We start from the raw sequence: 19,996 nt of genomic DNA, 5'->3' as shown, positions 1-19,996 counted from the left end.
TGAGCGTCCGGAGCGGCCCGGCGGCCGATTAGGATCGGCACCCTGATGACTGCCACTCTCGTCGCCAAGGACCTCGCCGCCGGACACGGCGACCGCACTCTCTTCGCCGAGCTCGACCTCGTGGTCGCGCCCGGTGACGTGATCGGTCTCGTCGGAGTCAACGGGGCCGGAAAATCGTCGCTCCTCCGGCTTCTCGCCGGTCTCGACCAGCCGGAGGAGGGCGAGCTGCGGCTCTCCCCGCCCACCGCCACGGTCGGCCACCTGCCGCAGGAACCGGACCGCCGCCCCGGCGAGACCGTGCGGGAGTTCCTGGCCCGGCGCACCGGCGTCGCCGAGGCCCAGGCGACGATGGACACCGCCACCCAGGCCCTCGTCGACGGCGCCCCCGGCGCCGACGACGCGTACTCCGAGTCCCTGGAGCGCTGGCTCGCCCTCGGCGGGGCCGACCTGGACGAGCGGGCCGAGGAGATCGCGGCCGACCTCGGTCTCACCGTCGGGCTCGACCTGCCGATGACCGCACTCTCCGGCGGCCAGGCGGCCCGTGCCGGACTCGCCTCGCTGCTGCTGTCGCGCTACGACGTCTTCCTGCTCGACGAGCCCACCAACGACCTCGACCTGGACGGTCTGGAACGGCTGGAGCGGTACGTCTCCGGGCTGCGCGCCGGCACCGTCGTCATCAGCCACGACCGTGAGTTCCTGATGCGCACGGTCACCAAGGTGCTCGAACTGGACCTCGCCCAGCAGCAGATCAACCTCTACGGCGGCGGCTACGCGGCCTACCTGGAGGAGCGCGAGCGGGCCCGCAGGCACGCCCGTGAGGAGTTCGAGGAGTACTCCGACAAGCGCTCGGCGCTCGAAGGCCGCGCGCTCATGCAGCGCTCCTGGATGGACAAGGGCGTCAGGAACGCGCGCCGCAAGGCCTCCGACTCCGACAAGATGGCCCGCAAGTTCCGCAGCGAGTCCAGCGAGAAGCAGGCCGCGAAGGCCCGGCAGACCCAGCGCATGATCGAGCGCCTCGACGTCGTGGACGAGCCGCGCAAGGAGTGGGAGCTGCGGATGGAGATCGCCTCCGCGCCCCGCTCCGGCTCCGTCGTCGCCACGCTGCGCGAGGCCGAGGTGGTGCTCGGCGACTTCGCGTTCGGACCGGCCTCGCTCCAGATCGACTGGGCGGACCGGGTCGCCATCACGGGCGCCAACGGAGCCGGCAAGTCAACCCTCCTCGCGGCCCTGCTCGGCCGCCTCCCGCTGGACTCGGGGCACGCGAGCCTCGGCTCCGGCGTGGTCGTCGGCGAGGTCGACCAGGCCCGGAAGCTGTTCCACGGCTCGGAGTCGCTCCTGGAGGCCTTCTGCGCGGCCGTCCCCGAGACCGAACCCGCCGAGGTCCGCACGCTGCTCGCCAAGTTCGGACTGCGCGCCGACCATGTGATGCGCCCGGCGACCACGCTCTCCCCGGGCGAGCGCACCCGGGCGGGGCTCGCGCTCCTCCAGGGCCGCGGCGTGAATCTCCTCGTGCTGGACGAGCCGACCAACCACCTGGACCTGCCCGCTATCGAACAGCTGGAATCGGCGCTCGACTCCTACACGGGGACGCTGCTGCTCGTCACGCACGACCGCCGGATGCTGGAGGCGGTCCGTACGACGCGCCGCGTCGAGGTGACGGCCGGCCGGCTCACGGAGAGCTGACGCGTGTGACCGGTCTCCCGGACCGGTCACACGCTGGTATGCCAAGAGGTCTCACGCACTCCCTCCTCACGCATCCATTCAGGGAAGAATTCCGACTTACTCCGCATAACTCCTGAAGGCGCGATCACTTGGTATGCCAAGTGTTACTGTCGCCTTGCTCCGGCGCGAGGACTGGCGTCCGGTCGGAGCGGTCCGGTACCCCGCACCCGCAGGAGGCCCCGTGCGAACCCGCTGGCGCGCCACCCACGTCCTCGCCCACCGGAACGGCGGGCACGCGCTGCTGCGCGACGGCGAGATCGTGTGGGAGGACGACACGATCGCGTACGTCGGCACGGGGTACGACGGCCCGGTGGACGAGGAACTGGACCTCGGCGAGGCCCTGGTGATGCCCGGGCTCATCGACCTGGACGCGCTCACCGACATCGACCACCTCGTCCTGGACTCCTGGGCACCCCGTGAACGCGCCGCCGGACTCCAGTGGTCCCAGGACTACTTCGACCACCGCCGCCGCCCCGTCCTCACCCCCGCGGAACGGGCCACCGTCCGCGAGTACGCGCTCGTCCAGCTGGCCCTGCACGGCATCACCACCTACATGCCGATCGCCTCGGAGATCCACAGCGACTGGGCGGAGCCGTACGACGAACTCGTCGCGATGGCGCGGACCTCCCGCCGCATCGGCCTGCGCGGCTACCTGGGCCCCGCCTACCGCTCCGGCGTCAACGTCGCACGGCCCGACGGCGGCCGCGGCGTCGCCTTCGACGAGGAACGCGGCCGCGCGGGGCTGCGCGACGCCGTCCGCTTCCTCGACCACACCGAGGCCCTCGGCGACCCGCTGGTCAACGGGGTCCTCCTGCCGTGCCGCATCGAGACGCTCACCGAGGACCTCCTGCGCGAGACCGCCGCGACCGCCCGGCAGCGCGACGTCCTCGTACGGCTGCACTGCCTCCAGGGCCTGACCGAACGCGATCTCGTACGGGAACTGCACGGCACCACACCCCTGGAACTGCTCGCCCGCACCGGGCTGCTGGACACCCGGCTCCTCGTGCCGCACGGCATCGTGACCGACCGCCACCCCGACGTCCACGGCGAGGACCGCGGCGACCTGGCCGCCCTCGCGGCGGCGGACGTCTCCGTCGTCCACTGCCCGCAGACCTCCCTGCGCTACGGCCAGGTGCTGCACTCCTTCGACGCCTACCGGCGGGCCGGGATCAACCTGTGCCTGGGCACCGACTCCTTCCCGCCGGACCTGATCCGGGGCATGGACGTGGGCGTCCACCTCGCGAAGGTCGTCGACGGACGCGCGGACGCCGCACCCGCCGAGCACTACGTCGAGGCGGCCACGCTCGGCGGCGCCCGCGCCCTGGGACGCACCGACCTCGGACGGCTGGAGCCGGGCGCGCAGGCGGACCTGGTGGCGTTCCGGCTGGACGACATCCGCGACGGAGTCCAGGACGACCCCGTCCGTACGCTCCTGCTCAACGGCACCGCCCGGCAGGCCACCCACTCCGTCGTCGCGGGACGCCCCGTCATGACCGACGGCCGGATACCGGGCATCGACCTGGCGAACCTGCGGCGCCGGGCCCAGTCCCTGTTCGAGACAATGCGCGCGGCCTACGGCGAGCGCGACCTGCACCGCCGAGGTGCCGGCGAACTGTTCCCGCCGACGTTCCCGCCGTACGAGGAGACCTCACGATGACCGATGCGCCCGAGTCCGGTGCCTCCCATGTCGATCACGCCGAACGGACCATCCGCGCCCGCATCCTGTCCGGCGAGTACCCGCCCGGCGGCCGCCTGCGCGAACGCGAGCTCTCCGAGGCGCTTGGCTTCTCGCGCATCCCCGTCCGGGAGGCGCTGACCCGGCTCACGGGGGAGGGGCTCGTGGTGATCTCCCCGCGCCGCGGCGCGTCCGTGCGCAACCTCTCGCTGCGCGATGTGGCCGAGCTCTTCGACCTCCGGCTGAGCCTCGAGGTGTTCGCCGCCCGCAGGGCCGCGGAGGCCTGCGCCGGCGGCCGCGGCGGCGAGCGGCTGCGCGAACTCATGGAGGCGGCCGAGGACGCCACCCGGCGCGGCGACGCCCACGGGATCCCCGCCGCCAACACCGCGCTGCACGCCGAGATCGTCGCGATGACCGGGAACCGGCTGCTCCAGGACGCGCTGCAGCCCTCGCTCGGCCTGGTCCAGTGGCTGTTCACGCTCACCGGCGGCCTCGACCCGCGCGTCCAGTGCACCGAGCACCAGGACATCTGCGCGGCGATCTACGCGGGCAAGCCCGATCTGGCCGACGCCCTCGCCTACGCGCACATCGAGCGGGGCCGTGGCCCCTCGCTGGCGGCCCTGGCCGAGGTGCTTCCGGCGGAATGACCCACACCTGCATGCCGCGCGACACCTACCTCCCGCGCGACCGAACAAGGAAAGGCACCACATGCTCGTCACGAACGTCCGTCCCTGGGGCGGCGAGCCCTGCGACATCGATATCAAGGACGGCGTGATAGCCGCGATCACCCCGCACGACCCGAGCCTCGCCGCCACCGACACCGTGGCCGGACGGGGACGGCTCGCGCTGCCGTCGTTCTCCGATGTCCACTGCCACCTCGACTCCACCCGCATGGGACTGCCCTTCCGCCCGCACACCGGCGCCCCGGGCGTCTGGGGCATGACGATGAACGACCGCGCGCACTGGCGCGAGGATGAGTGGAGCGTCGCCGAGCGCGCCACGTACACCCTCGGCCGCATGATCGAGCGCGGCACCACCCGGGTGCGCAGCTACGCCCAGATCGACGCGGACTGCGGTCTGGAGCGGCTGGAGGGTGTCCTCGCGGCCAAGGAGGCGCACGCCGGCCGGTGCGAGGTCGAGATCATGGCCTTCCCGCAGGCCGGTCTGCTCAAGGAGAAGGGCGTGCCGGAGCTGATGGACCAGGCGATGTCCGCGGGCGCCGCCGTCGTCGGTGGCATCGACCCGTGCACCCTGGACCGCGACCCGGTGCGCCACCTCGACATCGTCTTCGACCTCGCCGAGCGCCACCAGGCACCTGTCGACATCCACCTCCACGAGCCCGGCGCCCTCGGCGTGTTCAGCGTCGACCTGATCCTGGAGCGGGTGCGCGCCCTGGACATGGCCAGTCAGGTGACGCTCTCGCACGCCTACGAGCTGGGCACCGTCGACGAGGCGACCACCCGGCGCCTCATCGAGGAGTTCGCCGAGCTGGACATCGCGATGGCGACGATCGCACCCGCCCAGCAGCAGAACGCCCTGCCGATGGCGCAGCTGACCGCCGCCGGTGTGCGGATCGGTCTGGGCGAGGACGGCCAGCGCGACTTCTGGTCGCCCTACGGCAACGGCGACATGCTGGACCGCACCTGGCAGCTCGCCTTCACCAACCGCTACCGGGCCGACGAGCTGATCGAGCACTGCGTCGCCGTCGCGAGCCGCGGCGGTGCCTCGATCCTGCACCCGGACCTGCCCCGCCTGTCGTCCGTCGCCGACCGCCCGGGCCTCGCCGTCGGCGACGCCGCCGATCTGCTGCTGGTCGAGGGCGAGACGGTGGCGTCCGCGGTCATGGACCGCAGCGACGACCGCACCGTCCTGCACGCCGGCCGGGTCGTCGCCGACGGCCTGCAGCTCGTCGGCTGACCCGCCGCACACACGCCGGAGCCCGTCCACCGACTGGTGGACGGGCTCCGGCGTTTCCGGCGGACGGCCGCTGAGGTCAGACCGCCGCCACCGCCTTCGCGGCATCCGGCACACTGCCGTCGTCCGCGACGAGATGGCAGGCCACCTCCCTGGGCGCGCCCCCGGCGGACAGGGTGCGCAGCACGGGCGCCTCGGTCCTGCACCGTTCGGTGGCCAGCGGGCAGCGGGTGTGGAAGTGACAGCCCGGCGGCGGGTCCAGTGGGCTGGGCAGGTCGCCGCCGAGCACGATCCGGCGGCGGCCGCGCTGCTCGGCCGGGTCGGGCACGGGCGCCGCGGACAGCAGCGCCTGGGTGTACGGGTGCTTGGGCGCGGAGAACAGCTTGGCGGCCGGGGCCTGTTCGACGATCCGCCCCAGGTACATCACCGCGATGCGGTCCGCCAGGTACTCCACGGCCGCCAGGTCGTGCGTGATGAAGAGGCAGCCGAATCCCCGGTCGCGCTGGAGGTCCGCGAGCAGGTTGAGGACGGAGGCCTGGACGGACACGTCCAGGGCCGAGGTCGGCTCGTCGGCCACCAGGAGCGCCGGATCGACCGCCAGCGCCCGCGCGATGGAGACGCGCTGGCGCTGACCGCCGGAGAGCTCGTGCGGGTTGCGGTCGGCCAGTTCGGGCCGCAGGCCCACCTGGGCGAGGAGTTCGTCCACCCGCCGCGAGGCCTCGGCGCGTGTCGCCATGCCGTGCAGCCGCAGCGGCTCGGCGATGATCTGACGGATGGTCATCCTCGGGTTGAGCGAGGACGACGGGTCCTGGAACACCAGGTGGAAGTCCTTGCGCAACGGCCTGAGCGCACGCGCCGAAAGGGCGGTGACATCCGTGCCGTTGATCTCCACGCTGCCGTCGGTCGGCCGGTCGAGGCGGACCACGCAGCGCCCCACGGTGGACTTGCCGCTGCCCGACTCACCGACGAGGCCCACGACTTCGCCGGGAAGGATGGTCAACGACACCCCGTCGACCGCCTTCACCGTGCCGCCGGACCCGTCGAAGTGCCGCTTCAGGTCGCGTACGGCCAGCACGGGGGTGACGGTCGGTGGGTCGATGGCGGCGCTCATCGGACGGCTCCCTTGCTCGCGTCGGGTGGGGACTGGTCGGACCCGGCCGCGTCGGCCGGGTGGAAACAGGCGATCAGATGGGTGCCAGCGGCCTTCTCCAGCGGCGGCCTGCCCGTCAGGCAGCCGTCGTCGGCCGAGGCGCAACGCGGTGCGAAACTGCACCCCTTGGGCTGCTCGCGCAGGTCGGGCACGAGGCCGGGGATCTCGTTCAGCCGCGCCCGTCCGCCCGCGCCCCGGCTGCCGGGGCGCAGGACGGCACCGAGCAGACCACGGGTGTACGGATGCCGGGGCGAGTCGAACAGCTCGTCCACCGAGGCCTGTTCGACCGGACGGCCCGCGTACATCACGAGGACCCGGTCCGCGGTGTCCGCGACCACCCCGAGGTCGTGGGTGATCAGGACGATGGCGGTGCCGAGCCGGTCCCGCAGCGAGCGGAGCACATCGAGGATGCCGGCCTGGACCGTCACGTCGAGCGCGGTCGTCGGCTCGTCCGCGATCAGCACCGCGGGGTCGCACGCCACCGCGATGGCGATCATCACCCGCTGCCGCATCCCGCCGGACAGCTGGTGCGGGTACTCGTCGACCCGCTTTCGCGGAGCCGGGATACCGACGATGTCGAGCAGCTCGACGGCCCGCTCCCTGGCCGCGCGGCGGCTCAGGCCCTGGTGGCGGATGAGGACCTCGGTGATCTGCCGCCCCACGGTGAGGACCGGGTTGAGCGAGGTCATCGGCTCCTGGAAGATCATCGAGAGGCGGCGGCCGCGGAGCGACCGGAGCTGCTTCTCCGGGGCGCCGACCAGTTCATGACCGTCCAGCCGGATGGACCCGCCGATCCGGGCGGTCGGCGGAAGCAGCCCCATCACGGCCATGGAGGTGACGGACTTCCCGCAGCCGGACTCGCCGACCACGGCCAGCACCTCGCCGGGCGCCAGATCGTAGGAGACGCCGTCCACGGCGTGCACGGTCCGCTCCGCCCCGTGGAAGGAGACGGTGAGGTCGCGGACCCGGAGCACCGGTTCGACGGCACCGGCCGGGGCGGGCCGGGGCACGGTGGTCGTTTCGACTTCGGTCACCGGGAACCTCCGCGGGGGTCGAGGATGTCGCGTACGCCGTCACCGAGCAGGTTGAACGCCAGGGTGGCGAGCACGATGACCAGTCCGGGGAAGACCGCCATCCAGGGCGCGTCCGCGATGAAGGGCTGGGCGCTGGAGAGCATCACGCCGAGCGAGGGGGAGGGCGGCTGCACCCCGAGGCCGAGGAAGCTGAGCACGGCCTCGCCGATGATGGCGGACGGGATGCCGACGGTGGCCTGCACGATCAGTGTCGAGGTGGCGTTCGGCAGGATGTGCCGGAACAGGATCACCCCGTCACCGCCGCCGTTGGCCACGGCGGCGCCCACGTAGTCCAGGTGCTTGAGCCGCAGCGTCTCGGCCCGGGTGACGCGGACGATCCCGGGGATCTGGGAGATGCCGATCGCGATGGTCGCGTTCTCCAGCGAGGGGCCCATGACGGCGGCGAGACCCACCGCGAGCACCAGGAAGGGGAACGCCAGCATGGTGTCGGTCAGCCGGGAGACGACCGTGTCGGCGAACCGGCCGTAGTAGCCGGCCACCAGTCCGAGCGGTACGGCGACGACGAAGGCCAGCAGCACGGCGAGCACGCCCACCTGCATGGACGCGGTGACGCCCACCAGCACCCGGGAGAGCTGGTCGCGGCCCAGGTCGTCCGTGCCGAGCCAGTGCGACCAGCTCGGCTCCATGAGCGCCGCGTCGAAGTCCGGCCGGGCCGGGTCGTACGGGGCGAGCAGCGGTGCCAGCAGCGCGACGAGCACGAACACCGCCGAGAGCACCGCACCCACCAGCGCCAGCCGGTTGCGCCGCAGCCGGCGCAGCGAGGTGGCCAGCCGTGCGACGCGGGCGGACGGCCGGGCCGCGGTGACCGGGGCGGCGGGCGGCGCCGTGGTCGGGGCGAGGGTCATCGGGAACCTCCGAGCCGGATGCGCGGGTCGACCACCGAGTACAGGAAGTCGACCAGCAGGTTGATCAGGATGTAGGCGGCCGAGGTGAACAGGACGACGCCCTGGACCATCGCGTAGTCACGGGTGAAGACCGCGTCGATGGTGAGCTTGCCGAAGCCCGGCAGGACGAAGACCTGCTCGGTGACGACGGCGCCGGAGATCAGGTGGCCGAGCTGGAGGCCCAGCACGGTGATCACGGTGACGAGCGAGTTGCGCAGCCCGTGCCGGCCGATGACGGCCGCTGGGGCCAGTCCCTTGGCCCGCGCGGTCCGCACGTAGTCCGAGGACATCGCGTCGATCATCGCCGCTCTCGTCTGGCGCATCACGACCGCGGCGAGACCGGAGCCGAGCACGACGGCGGGCAGCACCAGACGTCGCAGGTTCTCCAGCGGATCGGTGCTGAAGGGCACGAATCCGGAGGCGGCGAACACCGGCATGGCGATGGCGAAGACCAGCACCAGCACGATGCCGAGCCAGAACGAGGGGACGGACATGCCCAGCAGCGCGATGCCGTTGGCCAGCCACTCCTCGGGCTTGCCGCGCCGCACGGCGGCCATGACCCCGGCCCCGATGCCGACGACCACGGCCATCAGCAGGGACAGCGCGGCGAGTTCGAGGGTGATGGGCAGGGCCTGGGTGATGGAGTCGAGTACCGGGAGCCCGGTACGGGCCGAGGTGCCGAAGTCGCCCGTGACGGCATTGCTGACGTAACGCCAGTACTGGACGGCGATGTTGTCGTCGAGCCCGTACTCGGAGCGGATCGCGGCCAGCACCTCGGGGGAGGTCTGTTCACCGGCCAGTGCCTGGGCGGTGTCGCCGGGCATCGCACGGACCCCGAGGAACACGGTGATGCTGACCAGCACCATGGTCACCAGCGACATGCCGATCCGGCGGCTCACATAGGAGCTGAGAAGTTGGCGGAGGGTCTTCACCGGCTCCCCTTCGTGTATCCGGCTTCCTTGACCCTGATCAGGCCGTCACCGGAGAGCTTGATGCCGCTGACGTCCTGCGAGGCGGAGACGTAGTTGATGTTGCGGTAGAGGTAGATGACCCCGTGCTGCTTGTTGATCGCGACGGTGAGCCTGCGGTAGATCTCGCGGCGCTCGGCGACGTCCGATGTACTGCGGCCCTCGACGATCAGCCGGTCGATCTCGGGGTCCGAGAGCTTGCCCTGGTTGTTGCTGCCGGTCGTGCCGACGAGGCTGTCGATGTTGCCGGCGGGGTCGGGCTGGCCGCCCCAGCCGCCGGTCCGCGCCTGGAAGTCGCCGGCGAGGGTCCGGGTCAGGCCGGTGGCGAACTCGGTGGGCCGCAGCCGTACGTCGAAGCCGGCGTCGGCGGCCATGGCCTGCACGACCTGTCCGAGGCGGCTGTCCTCCGGAGTCGTGTTGATCATCAGCTCCAGCGGCACGGGCGTCTTCACGCCGGCGGCCTTCAGCAGCCGCTCGGCCTTGGCCACGTCCCGCTTCGGGCACGTGACCGGGGTGCTGAGCGGGGTCCCCGGGGGAACGGGGCCGCAGGCCGGCTCGTACATGCCCTGGAAGACCAGCTTGTTGATCAGCGCGCGGTCCAGCGACAGGTCGAAGGCCTCACGGACCCGCACATCGCGCCCGAAGGGGCTGTCGACGGGGCTGGGCGCCTTGTCGATGCCGTGCGAGTTGCCGACGTTGAGGGTGAGCGCCATGTAGCCGAGGGACGGGGTGTTGAGGAGCTGGAGGTCCTTCTCGCCCATGGAGTTGCGCACCTCGACCGGACCCATCTGGTCGCCGATCTGGACGTCGCCGGAGCGTATGTTGGCCATCCGGATGTTGCCGTCGGTGATCGTCTTGTAGATGACGTGGTCGAGGTGGACCTTGTCCGCGTCGTAGTACAGCGGGTCCTTCGCCAGCTCGATCCGGTCACCGACGACCCGCTTCTCGTACTTGAACGGGCCGACGCACGAGGGATGCGTCGCGAAATCGGCCCCGTACGTCTTCAGCGCCTTCGGCGACATGATCAGCCCGGCGGTGTTGGCGAGCCGGCCGAGCAGCGGTACGTCGGGGTGGCTCAGCGAGAGCCGCACGGTGTACGGGCCGACGGCCGTCACCTTCTGCACCGAGTCGATCTCGGAGGCGCGGCCGGAGCCGCGCAGGTGCAGATGCCGGTCGAGCGAGGTCTTCACCGCCCGGGCGTCGAGGCGGGCGCCGTCGCTGAACCTCGCGTCCTTGCGGACGTCGAAGGTGAAGGTCCGGCCGCCGTCGGTGATCTTCGGCAGGGAGGCGGCCAGCTGCGGCACGAACTTGTTCTGCTGGTCCACGTCGTAGAGCTGTTCGCACATGGACGTGAACACGGTGCGCGCGACGAGCGTCGTCGTGAGGCTCGGGTCCAGCCTGTCCGGATCGGACTTCAGCCCGATGGTGACCGTGCCGCCGTCGCGGACGGGACGCAGGTCGGTGAGCCGCGCCTGGGCGGTGGTCTCCTTGCCTGGCGGGGAGAGCGAACTGCATGCGGTGGTGATCGCCAGCAGTGCGGCCACCGACAGAGCGGCCGGAATTCGACGCATGGGATCAAGCCTCCTTGAGGACGGCAGGGCGGCAGGACGGCGGGACGAGTACCGACTCGGGTACACGTTGAGGCGTAACGGTATACCAAGCGCTTCGGTGCCAAGCTGGGGCCAAACGGCCTTGTTTGCCGTTTTTGCAGCGTATGTGGCGGAGCAAAAAGGACGGATGCGGCGACGGTTCGGCGGCAGATTCACGACTTGAGACCGACTTGGTATACCGAACACTTTCAGCCCCTCCTGCGCTCGGGGAGCGGGAGGCCGGGGCGGAGCCCCGGATACGCGAAGGGGCGGGGTGGGGAACAGGCCCGCCGCAGGCGAACCTCTCCCCACCCCGCCCCTTCCGGACCGGGCTGGTGACTACCGACTGCTGATTACCGCTTCCTGCCGCCCTGCTTGGGATCCAGCAGCCCCGCCCGGCGCAGCGCATCGGCCATCGCCCCGTTGGCCGGAGCGGCGGCAGGAGCCTGACGCCCCCCGCCACCACCGTTACCGCCACCGCGCCGGTCACGCCCCTGGCCGCCCTGGCCCTGCCCCTGCCCCTGCCGCTGCCGAGGCGGACGCCCGCCCCGCTCACCGCCGGCACCCCCGGCGCTCGCACCCGAAGCCGATCCGGCAGCATTCCCGCCGCCCGCACCCGCCTCGTCGTCCAGCCGCAGCGTCAGCGAGATCCGCTTCCGCGGGATGTCGACCTCCATCACCTTCACCCGGACGATGTCACCCGGCTTCACGACATCGCGGGGGTCCTTCACGAACGTCCTCGACATCGCCGACACATGCACCAGGCCGTCCTGGTGCACCCCGACGTCGACGAACGCGCCGAACGCCGCGACGTTCGTCACGACGCCCTCCAGCACCATGCCGGACGCCAGGTCGCCGATCTTCTCGACGCCCTCCTTGAAGGTGGCCGTCTTGAAGGCCGGACGCGGGTCGCGCCCCGGCTTCTCCAGCTCCTTGATGATGTCGGTGACCGTCGGCAGCCCGAACTTCTCGTCCACGAAGTCGTCGGCCCGCAGCGACCGCAGCACGCCCGAGTTGCCGATCAGCGAGGCGACGTCACCGCCCGTCCGCTTGACCATCGCGCGGACCACCGGGTACGCCTCCGGGTGCACGCTGGACGCGTCCAGCGGGTCGTCGCCCCGGATCCGCAGGAAGCCCGCGCACTGCTCGTACGCCTTCGGTCCCAGCCGGGCCACGTCCTTGAGTCCCTTGCGGGAGCGGAACGGGCCGTTGGCGTCACGGTGTGCCACGATGTTCTCCGCGAGCCCCGACCCGATGCCGGAGACCCGTGAAAGCAGCGGTGCGGACGCGGTGTTGACGTCGACCCCGACGCCGTTCACACAGTCCTCGACCACCGTGTCCAGTGACCGCGACAGCTTCACCTCGGACAGGTCGTGCTGGTACTGCCCGACGCCGATCGACTTCGGGTCGATCTTCACCAGCTCGGCGAGGGGGTCCTGGAGGCGGCGGGCGATCGACACGGCACCGCGCAACGACACGTCCATGTCCGGGAGTTCCTGCGAGGCGAAGGCGGACGCCGAGTACACGGACGCGCCGGCCTCCGACACCATCACCTTGGTGAGCTTCAACTCCGGGTGCTTGTCGCACAGTTCACCGGCGAGCTTGTCCGTCTCGCGGGACGCCGTGCCGTTGCCGATCGCGATCAGGTCGACATCGTGCGCCTTCGCCAGCTGCTCCAGCTTCGCCAGCGACTGGTCCCACTTGTTGGCCGGCACGTGCGGGTAGATGACATCGGTCGCGACGACCTTGCCGGTCGCGTCGACGACGGCGACCTTGACCCCGGTACGGAAGCCGGGGTCAAGACCCAGCGTGGCCCGGGTCCCGGCCGGTGCGGCGAGCAGCAGATCGCGCAGGTTGGACGCGAAGACGCGTACCGCCTCGTCCTCCGCCGCCGTACGCAGCCGCAGCCGCAGGTCGATGCCGAGGTGCACCAGGATCCGGGTCCGCCAGGCCCAGCGCACCGTGTCGCCCAGCCACTTGTCGCCGGGGCGCCCGCGGTCGTTCACCCCGAAGCGGCGCGCCACCATGTTCTCGTAACCGGACGGGCCGGGAGCCCTGGACGGATCCTCCGGCTCCTCCGGCTCCAGGACCAGGTCGAGGACGTCCTCCTTCTCGCCCCGGAGCATCGCCAGCACCCGGTGCGAGGGCAGCGCGGTGAACGGCTCCGCGAAGTCGAAGTAGTCCGCGAACTTGGCGCCCTCCTCCTCCTTGCCGTCCCGCACCCTGGCCACCAGCCGCCCGCGCGACCACATGCGCTCACGCAGCTCACCGATCAGGTCGGCGTCCTCCGAGAAGCGTTCGGTGAGGACGGCACGCGCGCCCTCCAGGGCCGCCGCGGCGTCCGCCACCCCCTTGCCGGCGTCCACGTAGGCCGCGGCCGCGGCGAGCGGATCGGCCGACGGGTCGTCCAGCAGCGCCGAGGCGAGCGGTTCGAGACCTGCCTCCCGGGCGATCTGGGCCTTCGTCCGCCGCTTCGGCTTGAACGGCAGATAGATGTCCTCGAGGCGCGCCTTGGTGTCGGCGGCCCGGATCCGGGCCTCCAGCGTCTCGTCGAGCTTGCCCTGCTCCCGTACGGATTCGAGGATCGCCGTGCGGCGCTCCTCCAGCTCCCGCAGATAGCGCAGCCGCTCCTCGAGCGTGCGCAGCTGCGCGTCGTCGAGCATCTCGGTCGCTTCCTTGCGGTAGCGCGCGATGAACGGCACGGTCGATCCGCCGTCGAGCAGCTCGACGGCCGCCTTCACCTGTCGCTCCCGTACGCCGAGCTCCTCGGCGATCCTGCCTTCGATGGACGTCGTCACGGTTCTACCGACTCGCCTTCTCCTGCTGGCTGTGCTGGTCGGGCCCGGGGCCGGCCGTTCGGACCGGCCCGGAGCCACTCGCCTGCATTGTGCCGGGTGGCCGGGCACCGTGTCGCCCGGCCACCCCACAATCCGGCCGTCGGTTCCGCCGACGGTCAGCCGGTCGCGTCCGCCGGGAACGCGCCTGCGGCGAACGCCGTTGCGAGGAAACCGCGGCCCAGCTCGGTCAGCCGGGCCGCTCCGGCGCCGCCCAGGTGCTCGTACGGGGCGAGGTCCATCCGGTCCGTCGACTCCTCGACGCCGGCCCGCAGCGCGGTGCCCTCCTCCGTCAACTCGCCCTCGGCGGTGAGCAGTCCGCGCTCGCGCAGCCGCGCGGACGCGTCCTCCCAGTCGGTGCGCCGCCAGCCGCGGGTGGCCAGGATCCAGCGCGGTGCCATGCCCTTGCCGGTGGCGGTGTGGCTGACCAGGGCCTCCAGCGGGTCGAGGCCCGCGGCGAGCAGGGCGGCGAGGTGGGCGTCGCCGCGGTGCTCCCGCAGCAGCGTCGCGGCGTGCCAGTACGCCAGGTGCGGCTGCTCCGGCACCGGGAGATCGGCGTGGGCGGCGTAGAGCGGCCGGGCGTGTCGCGTGCAGCCCTCGGTGGCGCGCAGGGCGAGCTGCGCGGCCTCCGCCATCTCGGGCGAGGCGATGATCTCCTCGCCGAGCAGCCTGCGCAGCGTCGAGTCGGCGGCGCGCAGCCGGGCCGCGAGGACCTCGCCGGGTGAGGCGATGTCCCAGACGGCGGGCACGTGCCGGGCGACGAGCTCGTGGTTGAAGTTGTAGAAGGTCGCGGTGACCGTGCCGGGGCCGACCGCGCCCAGGGCGGCCGCGCGGGCGGCGAAGTAGGCGGCGGCGGGATCGTCGATCCCGATGCCACCGAGCTCCTTGCCCAGGTCGGGGGAGAAGTAGAGCGCGGAGTGCAGGGGGTTGAGGGCGTTGTGGCAGCGGCGTCCGGCGCGGGGCGGGAGAGTACTCATACCCGCACGTTACCGACTGGTCGGTACGGTCCGGAACCCCGGGGAGCCCGTGATGTCCGCCGCAGGGCAGAGGGCAGGAAAGGTGGGGTTCTCGTCATTGCGGCCATCCGCGGGGCCGCCGAGGATGGCGGGCATGAAGCAGCGATCCGTACTCGTCGTCCTCTTCGACGGCATCCAGAGCCTCGATGTGACCGGCCCCATGGAGGTCTTCGCCGGCGCCTCCCGGTTCCCGGAGGTCTCGTACGAGCTGCGCACCGCCTCGCTGGACGGCGCCCCGGTCCGCACGTCCAGCGGCCTCACCCTGGTCCCCGACGGCACCCTGGCCGACGCCGGTCGACCGCACACCCTCCTCGTCCCCGGCGGACAGGGCACCCGCGCCCCGGACCCCGCCCTCGTCGACTGGCTCCGGACGCATGGGCCGGACCCCGAACGGCTCGTCTCCGTGTGCAGCGGTGCGCTGCTGCTCGCCGCGGCCGGACAGCTGGACGGGCACCGGGCGACCACCCACTGGAACGTCTGCGACCACCTGGCCCGCAGCTACCCGGCCGTCGAGGTCGACCCCGAGCCGATCTTCGTGCGCGACGGCAGGATCGCCACCTCGGCCGGAGTCACCGCGGGCATCGATCTCGCCCTCGCGCTCGTCGAGGAGGACCACGGCCGGGACGTGGCCCTCACGGTCGCCCGTCATCTCGTGGTCTTCCTGCGCAGACCCGGCAACCAGGCCCAGTTCAGCGCCCAGCTCACCGCCCAGACGGCCCGCCGCGAACCGCTGCGCGCCGTCCAGCACTGGATCACCGAGCACCTGGGCGAGGACCTGTCCGTGGACGCGCTCGCCGCCCGCGCCCGGCTCTCCCCGCGCCACTTCGCCCGCGCCTTCCAGACCGAGACCGGCATGACGCCCGGCCGGTACGTCGACCGCGTCCGCCTGGAACAGGCCCGCCGGCTCCTGGAGGACACCACCGACGGTGTCGCCGGGATCGCGCGGGCCTGCGGCTACGGCACACCGGAGGCGATGCGGCGGGCGTTCGTCAAGGCCCTGGACACCGCGCCGGCCGAGTACCGGCGGCGCTTCACCTCACGCCCGGCGGGCGAGCCGTCCGTCCGGCCCGGCACCACCGACTCCCTCGGTCACTGACCGAAAGAAAGGCAGACCGTCACCATGCAGATCGCCATCGTCCTCTTCGACCGCTTCACCGCGCTGGACGCCGTCGGAACGTACGAGATCCTGTCGCGCGCACCCGGCGCCGAGACCGTGTTCGTCGCCGAGTCGGCCGGCGGGGTGCGCAACGACAGCGGCAGCCTGACCCTGATCGCCGACCGGACGTTCGACGACGTCCCGGCGCCCGACCTGGTCATCGTCCCCGGCGGCCCCGGCCAGAGCGCCCAGATGGACAACGAGAGGCTCCTCGGCTGGCTGCGCCGGGCCGATGCCACCAGCACCTGGACGACCTCCGTCTGCACCGGCTCCCTGCTGCTCGCGGCCGCCGGGCTCCTGGACGGACGGCGCGCCACCTCGCACTGGCTCGCCCTGGAGACCCTGAAGGAGTACGGCGCCGAGCCGACCGGCGAACGCGTGGTCACCGACGGCAAGTACGTCACCGCCGCGGGCGTCTCCTCGGGCATCGACATGGGCCTCACCCTGCTCGGCCGCATCGCCGGCGACCGGCACGCCCAGGCCGTTCAGCTGCTGACGGAGTACGACCCGCAGCCGCCCTACGACGCGGGATCCCCGGAGAAGGCCCCGGCCGAGGTCGTGGAGGAGTGGCGCGCCAGGAGCCGCTTCATCCTTCGGTAGCGGCGGCGGGCCGTTCGGTGGGGGTGCCCACGTCGTCCGGCCAGCTGAAGCGCGGTGTGCGGCGCTCCAGGAAGGCCGCGACCCCTTCCGCGGTGTCGCCGCTGCGGCGCGCCTGGTCCGCCCAGTGGGCGTCCCGGTCCTCGCGCCCCGCCGCGAACTCCTTGGCCGCGGCCTGGGTCAGCCGGGACCGGGACACCAGGGTGCGTACGTACGCGCCGACCCGCTCCGCCAGCTCACCGGCGGGCAGCACCTCGTCCACCAGACCGGTCCGCAGTGCCCGCTCCGTCCCGATCAGCTCGCCGGAGAACAGCAGGTGCTTGGCCGTCGCCGGGCCCGTCAGTGCGACGAGCCGGCGGGTCGACGACGCGGCGTAGACGATCCCGAGCTTCGCCGGGGTGACGCCGAACGACGCGCCCTCCTCCGCGAACCGCAGATCGCAGGCGGCCGCCAACTGGCTGCCCCCGCCCACGCAGTAGCCGCGCACCGCGGCGAGCGTCGGCCGGGGGAAGGCGGCCAGCGCCTCCTCGGCCGCCACGGCGAGCCCCTGCGGGGAGCCCGAGGCGTCCCGGAGCGAGGAGATGTCCGCACCCGCGCAGAAGGTGTCGCCGGCGCCGGTCAGCACGAGGGCGCGCACCGACGGGTCGGCGGCCAGTCCTTCGAGCAGCACGGGCAGCGACTGCCACATGGCGGCCGTCATCGCGTTGCGCTTGGCGGGATTGCTGATGACGACGGTGGCGACGCCGTCCGCGACGGTGTGCACGAGGGCGGGCTCCGTACGGTCCATACGCCGGATGCTATCCATGCTGTTCGAACCTATGATCAAGGAGGGGTCGCGAAGCAGGAACGCACCCTGAGGAGTACGTGGTGGCCGATCCCGTGAAAGAGGGCAGGAAGCTCAACCGCAGTTTCAGCGGTCTGGCACTGCTCGGCATCGTGCTCGTCGTCGCCGGCCTGGTCGGTCTCGTGTACACGGGCGTCGCCACGCTCACCTCGATGATCCTCTTCGGCTGGCTGCTGCTGATCGGCGGCCTCGTCGGGCTGCTCCACGCGGTCCAGTCGCGCGGCACCAGCTACTTCTGGCTGGGCGTGGTGGTCGCCGCGCTGAACATCGCCGCCGGAGTCGTCGTGATCCGCCACCCCCACGGCACCGCCGAGGCGCTGACCATGTTCGCCGCGCTGCTCTTCCTGACGGGCGGGGTGTTCCGCCTCGTCGGGAGTGTCGTGGTGCGGGGTCCGCAGTTCGGCTGGACGCTGCTGCAGGGCGCCTTCGGGCTGCTCCTGGGGCTGCTCGTCCTCTTCGACTGGCCGCACAGCAGTCTCTACGTGCTCGGCTGCTTCTTCTCGCTCGCCCTGCTCTTCGACGGGCTGGGGCTCATCGCGATCGGCGTCGGCGGCCGCCGGATCGTCTCCATGGTCTCGGACAGGATGGTGCCCGAGGAGGAGACGGACCCACTCCCGGAAGAAGACCAGAAGCGGTCCGAAAGCTGACGCAGTCACACCAACTCGGTCAAGTTCCGTCGATAGGAGTCGACTTCTGTTCAGTGGTACGGACCGGACCGATTACGCCCCGCACCCTGTACTCGACGTGCAGTCACCATTCGAGTGGAGAGCGGGTACCGGACTATGGAGAGCCGCGGGAGTGTCCCCGCCCGGCCCGTGTCGTACGAGGGGGTCTGGCGGTTCACCGCCCCGGCCACGGACGTCTCCGTACCCCAGGCCAGGCACGCCGTACGCGATCTGCTGCACCGCCAGGGCGTGCCCCTGGACGAGGACATCGCCCAGGGTCTGCTGCTCATCGTCTCCGAGCTGGTGACCAACGCCGTGAAGCACGCCGCGCTGCTCTCGCCCGAGCTCGCCGTCGAGGTCGCGGTGGGCGCCGAATGGATCAGGGTCTCCGTCGAGGACAACCACCCCTACCGTCCGACGGCACTGGAGACGGACTACGCGCAGACCGGCGGGCGGGGACTGCTGCTGGTGCGCGAGATCACCCGGGAAGCCGGCGGCAGCTGCGACGTGGAGCACACCGCGGGCGGCGGAAAGGTCATCTGGGCGGCGCTGCCGCTCACCACCGCCCTCTGACCCTTCCGCACCGGCGTCCGCCGCTACCAGCCGGCGGCCGGTCCGGTCAGCTCCCGGATCGCGGGACGCGCGGCGTCCAGCACGGTCATGAACCAGGCGGAGAACGGCGCCTCGGCGTGACGCTCGGCGAGCTCACCCGCCGTCACGAAAGCCGTCTCGCCGACCTCCTCCGGATCGGGCCGCAGCCGCTCCTGCGCCATCCCCACGAAGAGGTGGTTGAACTCCTGCTCCACCAGGCCCGACGCGGGGTCCGGGTGGTTGTAGCGGACCGTGCCCGCCTCGGCGAGCAGCGAGGGCGAGACGCCCAGCTCCTCGTACGTCCGCCGGGCGGCGGCGGCGAAGGGCGCCTCGCCCGGGTACGGGTGACCGCAGCAGGTGTTGGACCAGACACCGGGGGAGTGGTACTTGCCGAGCGCGCGACGCTGCAGCAGCAGCCGCCCCTGCTCGTCGAAGAGGAACACGGAGAACGCCCGGTGCAGTTGACCGGGCGCCTGGTGAGCGGCGAGCTTCTCCGCCGTGCCGATGGTGGTGCCGTTCTCGTCGACCAGTTCGAGCATGATCGCTTCTGCTGCGCCGTTCGACGAGCTGTTCGCCGCGGTGGCTGGTGTGGTCGGCATACCCATCCTTCGCTATGGTCCCGGCCCCGTGCGCCGGTCCCGTCGAGTCTGCTCAAGTCTGCCGTACAAAAGAGGCTTGTCCGCACTTCGGGTCCTGGCATGTCCGGCCCCGCAGCACAGCCCGGGCGCGGCGGGACCGGACGGCGCGTCAGACCCCGAAAGCGGCCGGATACTCAATCGTGCCCTGCGGAACGGGCGCGGAATCATCGAGGACCAGAGCCATCATCGCCTCGTCCGGAACCTCGAAACCCGGCCGGATTCCGTACCGCGACGCGGGCACGAAGCAGAACTTCGGGTAGTACTCGGGATGACCGAGCACCAGGACGAGTGACTCCCCGCGCATCCGTGCGGCATCGAGCAGGGCCCGCACCACGGCTTGCCCCGCGCCCTTGCGCTGATGCTCCGGGGCGGTGGCCACCGGGGCCAGTGCCAGGGCGGGGGCTTCCCCGACCCGGCAGCGGGTGAGCAGGGCGTACGCGGCGAGTGAGCCGTCAGGGGCCTCGGCGACGTACGAGAGACCGGGCAGCCAGGCCGACGGGTCCGCGCGCAGGGCGTCGACCAGACCGGCCTCCGCCTCCGTCGGGAACGCCGCGGCGTTGACCGCGTGCACGGCGGCGAGGTCCGCGGCCGTCTCGGGACGGGCCGGCCAGCCGGCGGCGCCGGTGTCGTGGGGGAAGAGAGTGCGATCGGTCAACGTG

The 19,996-nt window shown here is 71.9% G+C and carries 18 protein-coding genes; 8 read left to right on the top strand and 10 right to left on the bottom strand.

What is annotated here, in order from left to right:
• The first annotated feature begins 45 nt into the window (after positions 1 to 45).
• From OG521_05360 to OG521_05345, 4 genes are all read left to right on the top strand, one after another.
• A complete protein-coding gene (locus OG521_05360) occupies positions 46 to 1,683 on the top strand; it encodes an ATP-binding cassette domain-containing protein (protein ID WUW20245.1) in 1,638 nt (545 codons plus the stop codon).
• A 220-nt stretch (positions 1,684 to 1,903) separates the two neighbouring features.
• The gene (locus OG521_05355) at positions 1,904 to 3,379 is read left to right on the top strand and encodes a chlorohydrolase family protein (protein WUW20244.1); all 1,476 of its coding nucleotides are present in this window, start codon (positions 1,904 to 1,906) and stop codon (positions 3,377 to 3,379) included.
• Positions 3,376 to 4,044: a GntR family transcriptional regulator gene (locus OG521_05350; protein WUW20243.1), complete on the top strand. Its 669-nt coding sequence runs from the start codon at positions 3,376 to 3,378 to the stop codon at positions 4,042 to 4,044. Before OG521_05355 ends, OG521_05350 begins: the two co-directional genes overlap by 4 nt.
• Before the next feature lie 61 nt (positions 4,045 to 4,105).
• Positions 4,106 to 5,314, top strand: a complete 1,209-nt coding sequence (locus OG521_05345; GenBank protein ID WUW20242.1) for an amidohydrolase family protein — start codon at positions 4,106 to 4,108, stop codon at positions 5,312 to 5,314.
• A gap of 76 nt (positions 5,315 to 5,390) precedes the next feature.
• Here the strand turns inward: OG521_05345 and OG521_05340 are convergent, their stop codons facing one another.
• The 7 genes from OG521_05340 to OG521_05310 all read right to left on the bottom strand — a co-directional run bounded on the left by OG521_05340 (position 5,391) and on the right by OG521_05310 (position 14,807).
• Positions 5,391 to 6,422 (bottom strand): ATP-binding cassette domain-containing protein, encoded by a 1,032-nt coding sequence (locus tag OG521_05340; protein ID WUW20241.1) that lies wholly within the window; start codon positions 6,420 to 6,422, stop codon positions 5,391 to 5,393.
• Positions 6,419 to 7,495: an ABC transporter ATP-binding protein gene (locus OG521_05335; protein ID WUW20240.1), complete on the bottom strand. Its 1,077-nt coding sequence runs from the start codon at positions 7,493 to 7,495 to the stop codon at positions 6,419 to 6,421. Before OG521_05335 ends, OG521_05340 begins: the two co-directional genes overlap by 4 nt.
• Positions 7,492 to 8,400 carry an ABC transporter permease gene (locus tag OG521_05330; protein ID WUW20239.1) on the bottom strand — a complete coding sequence of 303 codons (909 nt, stop codon included), beginning with the start codon at positions 8,398 to 8,400 and terminating at the stop codon, positions 7,492 to 7,494. Before OG521_05330 ends, OG521_05335 begins: the two co-directional genes overlap by 4 nt.
• Complete coding sequence (locus OG521_05325; GenBank protein ID WUW20238.1) at positions 8,397 to 9,371, bottom strand: ABC transporter permease; 975 nt, start codon at positions 9,369 to 9,371, stop codon at positions 8,397 to 8,399. Before OG521_05325 ends, OG521_05330 begins: the two co-directional genes overlap by 4 nt.
• Positions 9,368 to 10,978 (bottom strand): ABC transporter substrate-binding protein, encoded by a 1,611-nt coding sequence (locus OG521_05320; GenBank protein ID WUW20237.1) that lies wholly within the window; start codon positions 10,976 to 10,978, stop codon positions 9,368 to 9,370. Before OG521_05320 ends, OG521_05325 begins: the two co-directional genes overlap by 4 nt.
• A gap of 371 nt (positions 10,979 to 11,349) precedes the next feature.
• The gene (locus tag OG521_05315) at positions 11,350 to 13,794 is read right to left on the bottom strand and encodes an RNA-binding transcriptional accessory protein (protein WUW20236.1); all 2,445 of its coding nucleotides are present in this window, start codon (positions 13,792 to 13,794) and stop codon (positions 11,350 to 11,352) included.
• Between the two features lie 155 nt (positions 13,795 to 13,949).
• Complete coding sequence (locus tag OG521_05310; protein WUW20235.1) at positions 13,950 to 14,807, bottom strand: hypothetical protein; 858 nt, start codon at positions 14,805 to 14,807, stop codon at positions 13,950 to 13,952.
• 133 nt (positions 14,808 to 14,940) lie between these two features.
• Between OG521_05310 and OG521_05305 the strand changes: the two genes are divergently transcribed.
• Together OG521_05305 and OG521_05300 are read left to right on the top strand one after the other, a co-directional pair.
• Positions 14,941 to 15,942 (top strand): GlxA family transcriptional regulator, encoded by a 1,002-nt coding sequence (locus tag OG521_05305; protein WUW20234.1) that lies wholly within the window; start codon positions 14,941 to 14,943, stop codon positions 15,940 to 15,942.
• 24 nt (positions 15,943 to 15,966) lie between these two features.
• A complete protein-coding gene (locus tag OG521_05300; GenBank protein WUW20233.1) occupies positions 15,967 to 16,602 on the top strand; it encodes a DJ-1/PfpI family protein in 636 nt (211 codons plus the stop codon).
• On the opposite strand, the gene OG521_05295 is transcribed toward OG521_05300, so the two are convergent.
• Positions 16,589 to 17,386, bottom strand: coding sequence for an enoyl-CoA hydratase-related protein (locus tag OG521_05295; GenBank protein WUW20232.1), 798 nt, complete (start codon positions 17,384 to 17,386; stop codon positions 16,589 to 16,591). The genes OG521_05300 and OG521_05295 overlap by 14 nt on opposite strands.
• An 80-nt stretch (positions 17,387 to 17,466) precedes the next feature.
• Between OG521_05295 and OG521_05290 the strand changes: the two genes are divergently transcribed.
• Together OG521_05290 and OG521_05285 are read left to right on the top strand one after the other, a co-directional pair.
• Entirely contained in the window at positions 17,467 to 18,090 is a 624-nt protein-coding gene (locus OG521_05290) for a DUF308 domain-containing protein (protein ID WUW20231.1), read from the top strand.
• Positions 18,091 to 18,225: 135 nt separating this feature from the next.
• Positions 18,226 to 18,681: an ATP-binding protein gene (locus OG521_05285; protein WUW20230.1), complete on the top strand. Its 456-nt coding sequence runs from the start codon at positions 18,226 to 18,228 to the stop codon at positions 18,679 to 18,681.
• Between the two features lie 23 nt (positions 18,682 to 18,704).
• Here OG521_05285 and idi read toward each other — a convergent pair whose 3' ends face one another.
• Together idi and OG521_05275 are read right to left on the bottom strand one after the other, a co-directional pair.
• Entirely contained in the window at positions 18,705 to 19,298 is a 594-nt protein-coding gene (gene idi / locus OG521_05280; GenBank protein ID WUW20229.1) for an isopentenyl-diphosphate Delta-isomerase, read from the bottom strand.
• A gap of 148 nt (positions 19,299 to 19,446) precedes the next feature.
• Positions 19,447 to 19,992 carry an N-acetyltransferase gene (locus OG521_05275; GenBank protein WUW20228.1) on the bottom strand — a complete coding sequence of 182 codons (546 nt, stop codon included), beginning with the start codon at positions 19,990 to 19,992 and terminating at the stop codon, positions 19,447 to 19,449.
• Positions 19,993 to 19,996: the final 4 nt, after the last annotated feature.

Origin of the sequence: Streptomyces sp. NBC_01463 (assembly GCA_036227345.1) — a bacterium.
GTDB lineage: Bacteria > Actinomycetota > Actinomycetes > Streptomycetales > Streptomycetaceae > Streptomyces.
The sequence above is the reverse complement of the archived record's forward strand: the minus strand, read 5'-3'. Positions and strand labels throughout refer to the sequence as shown.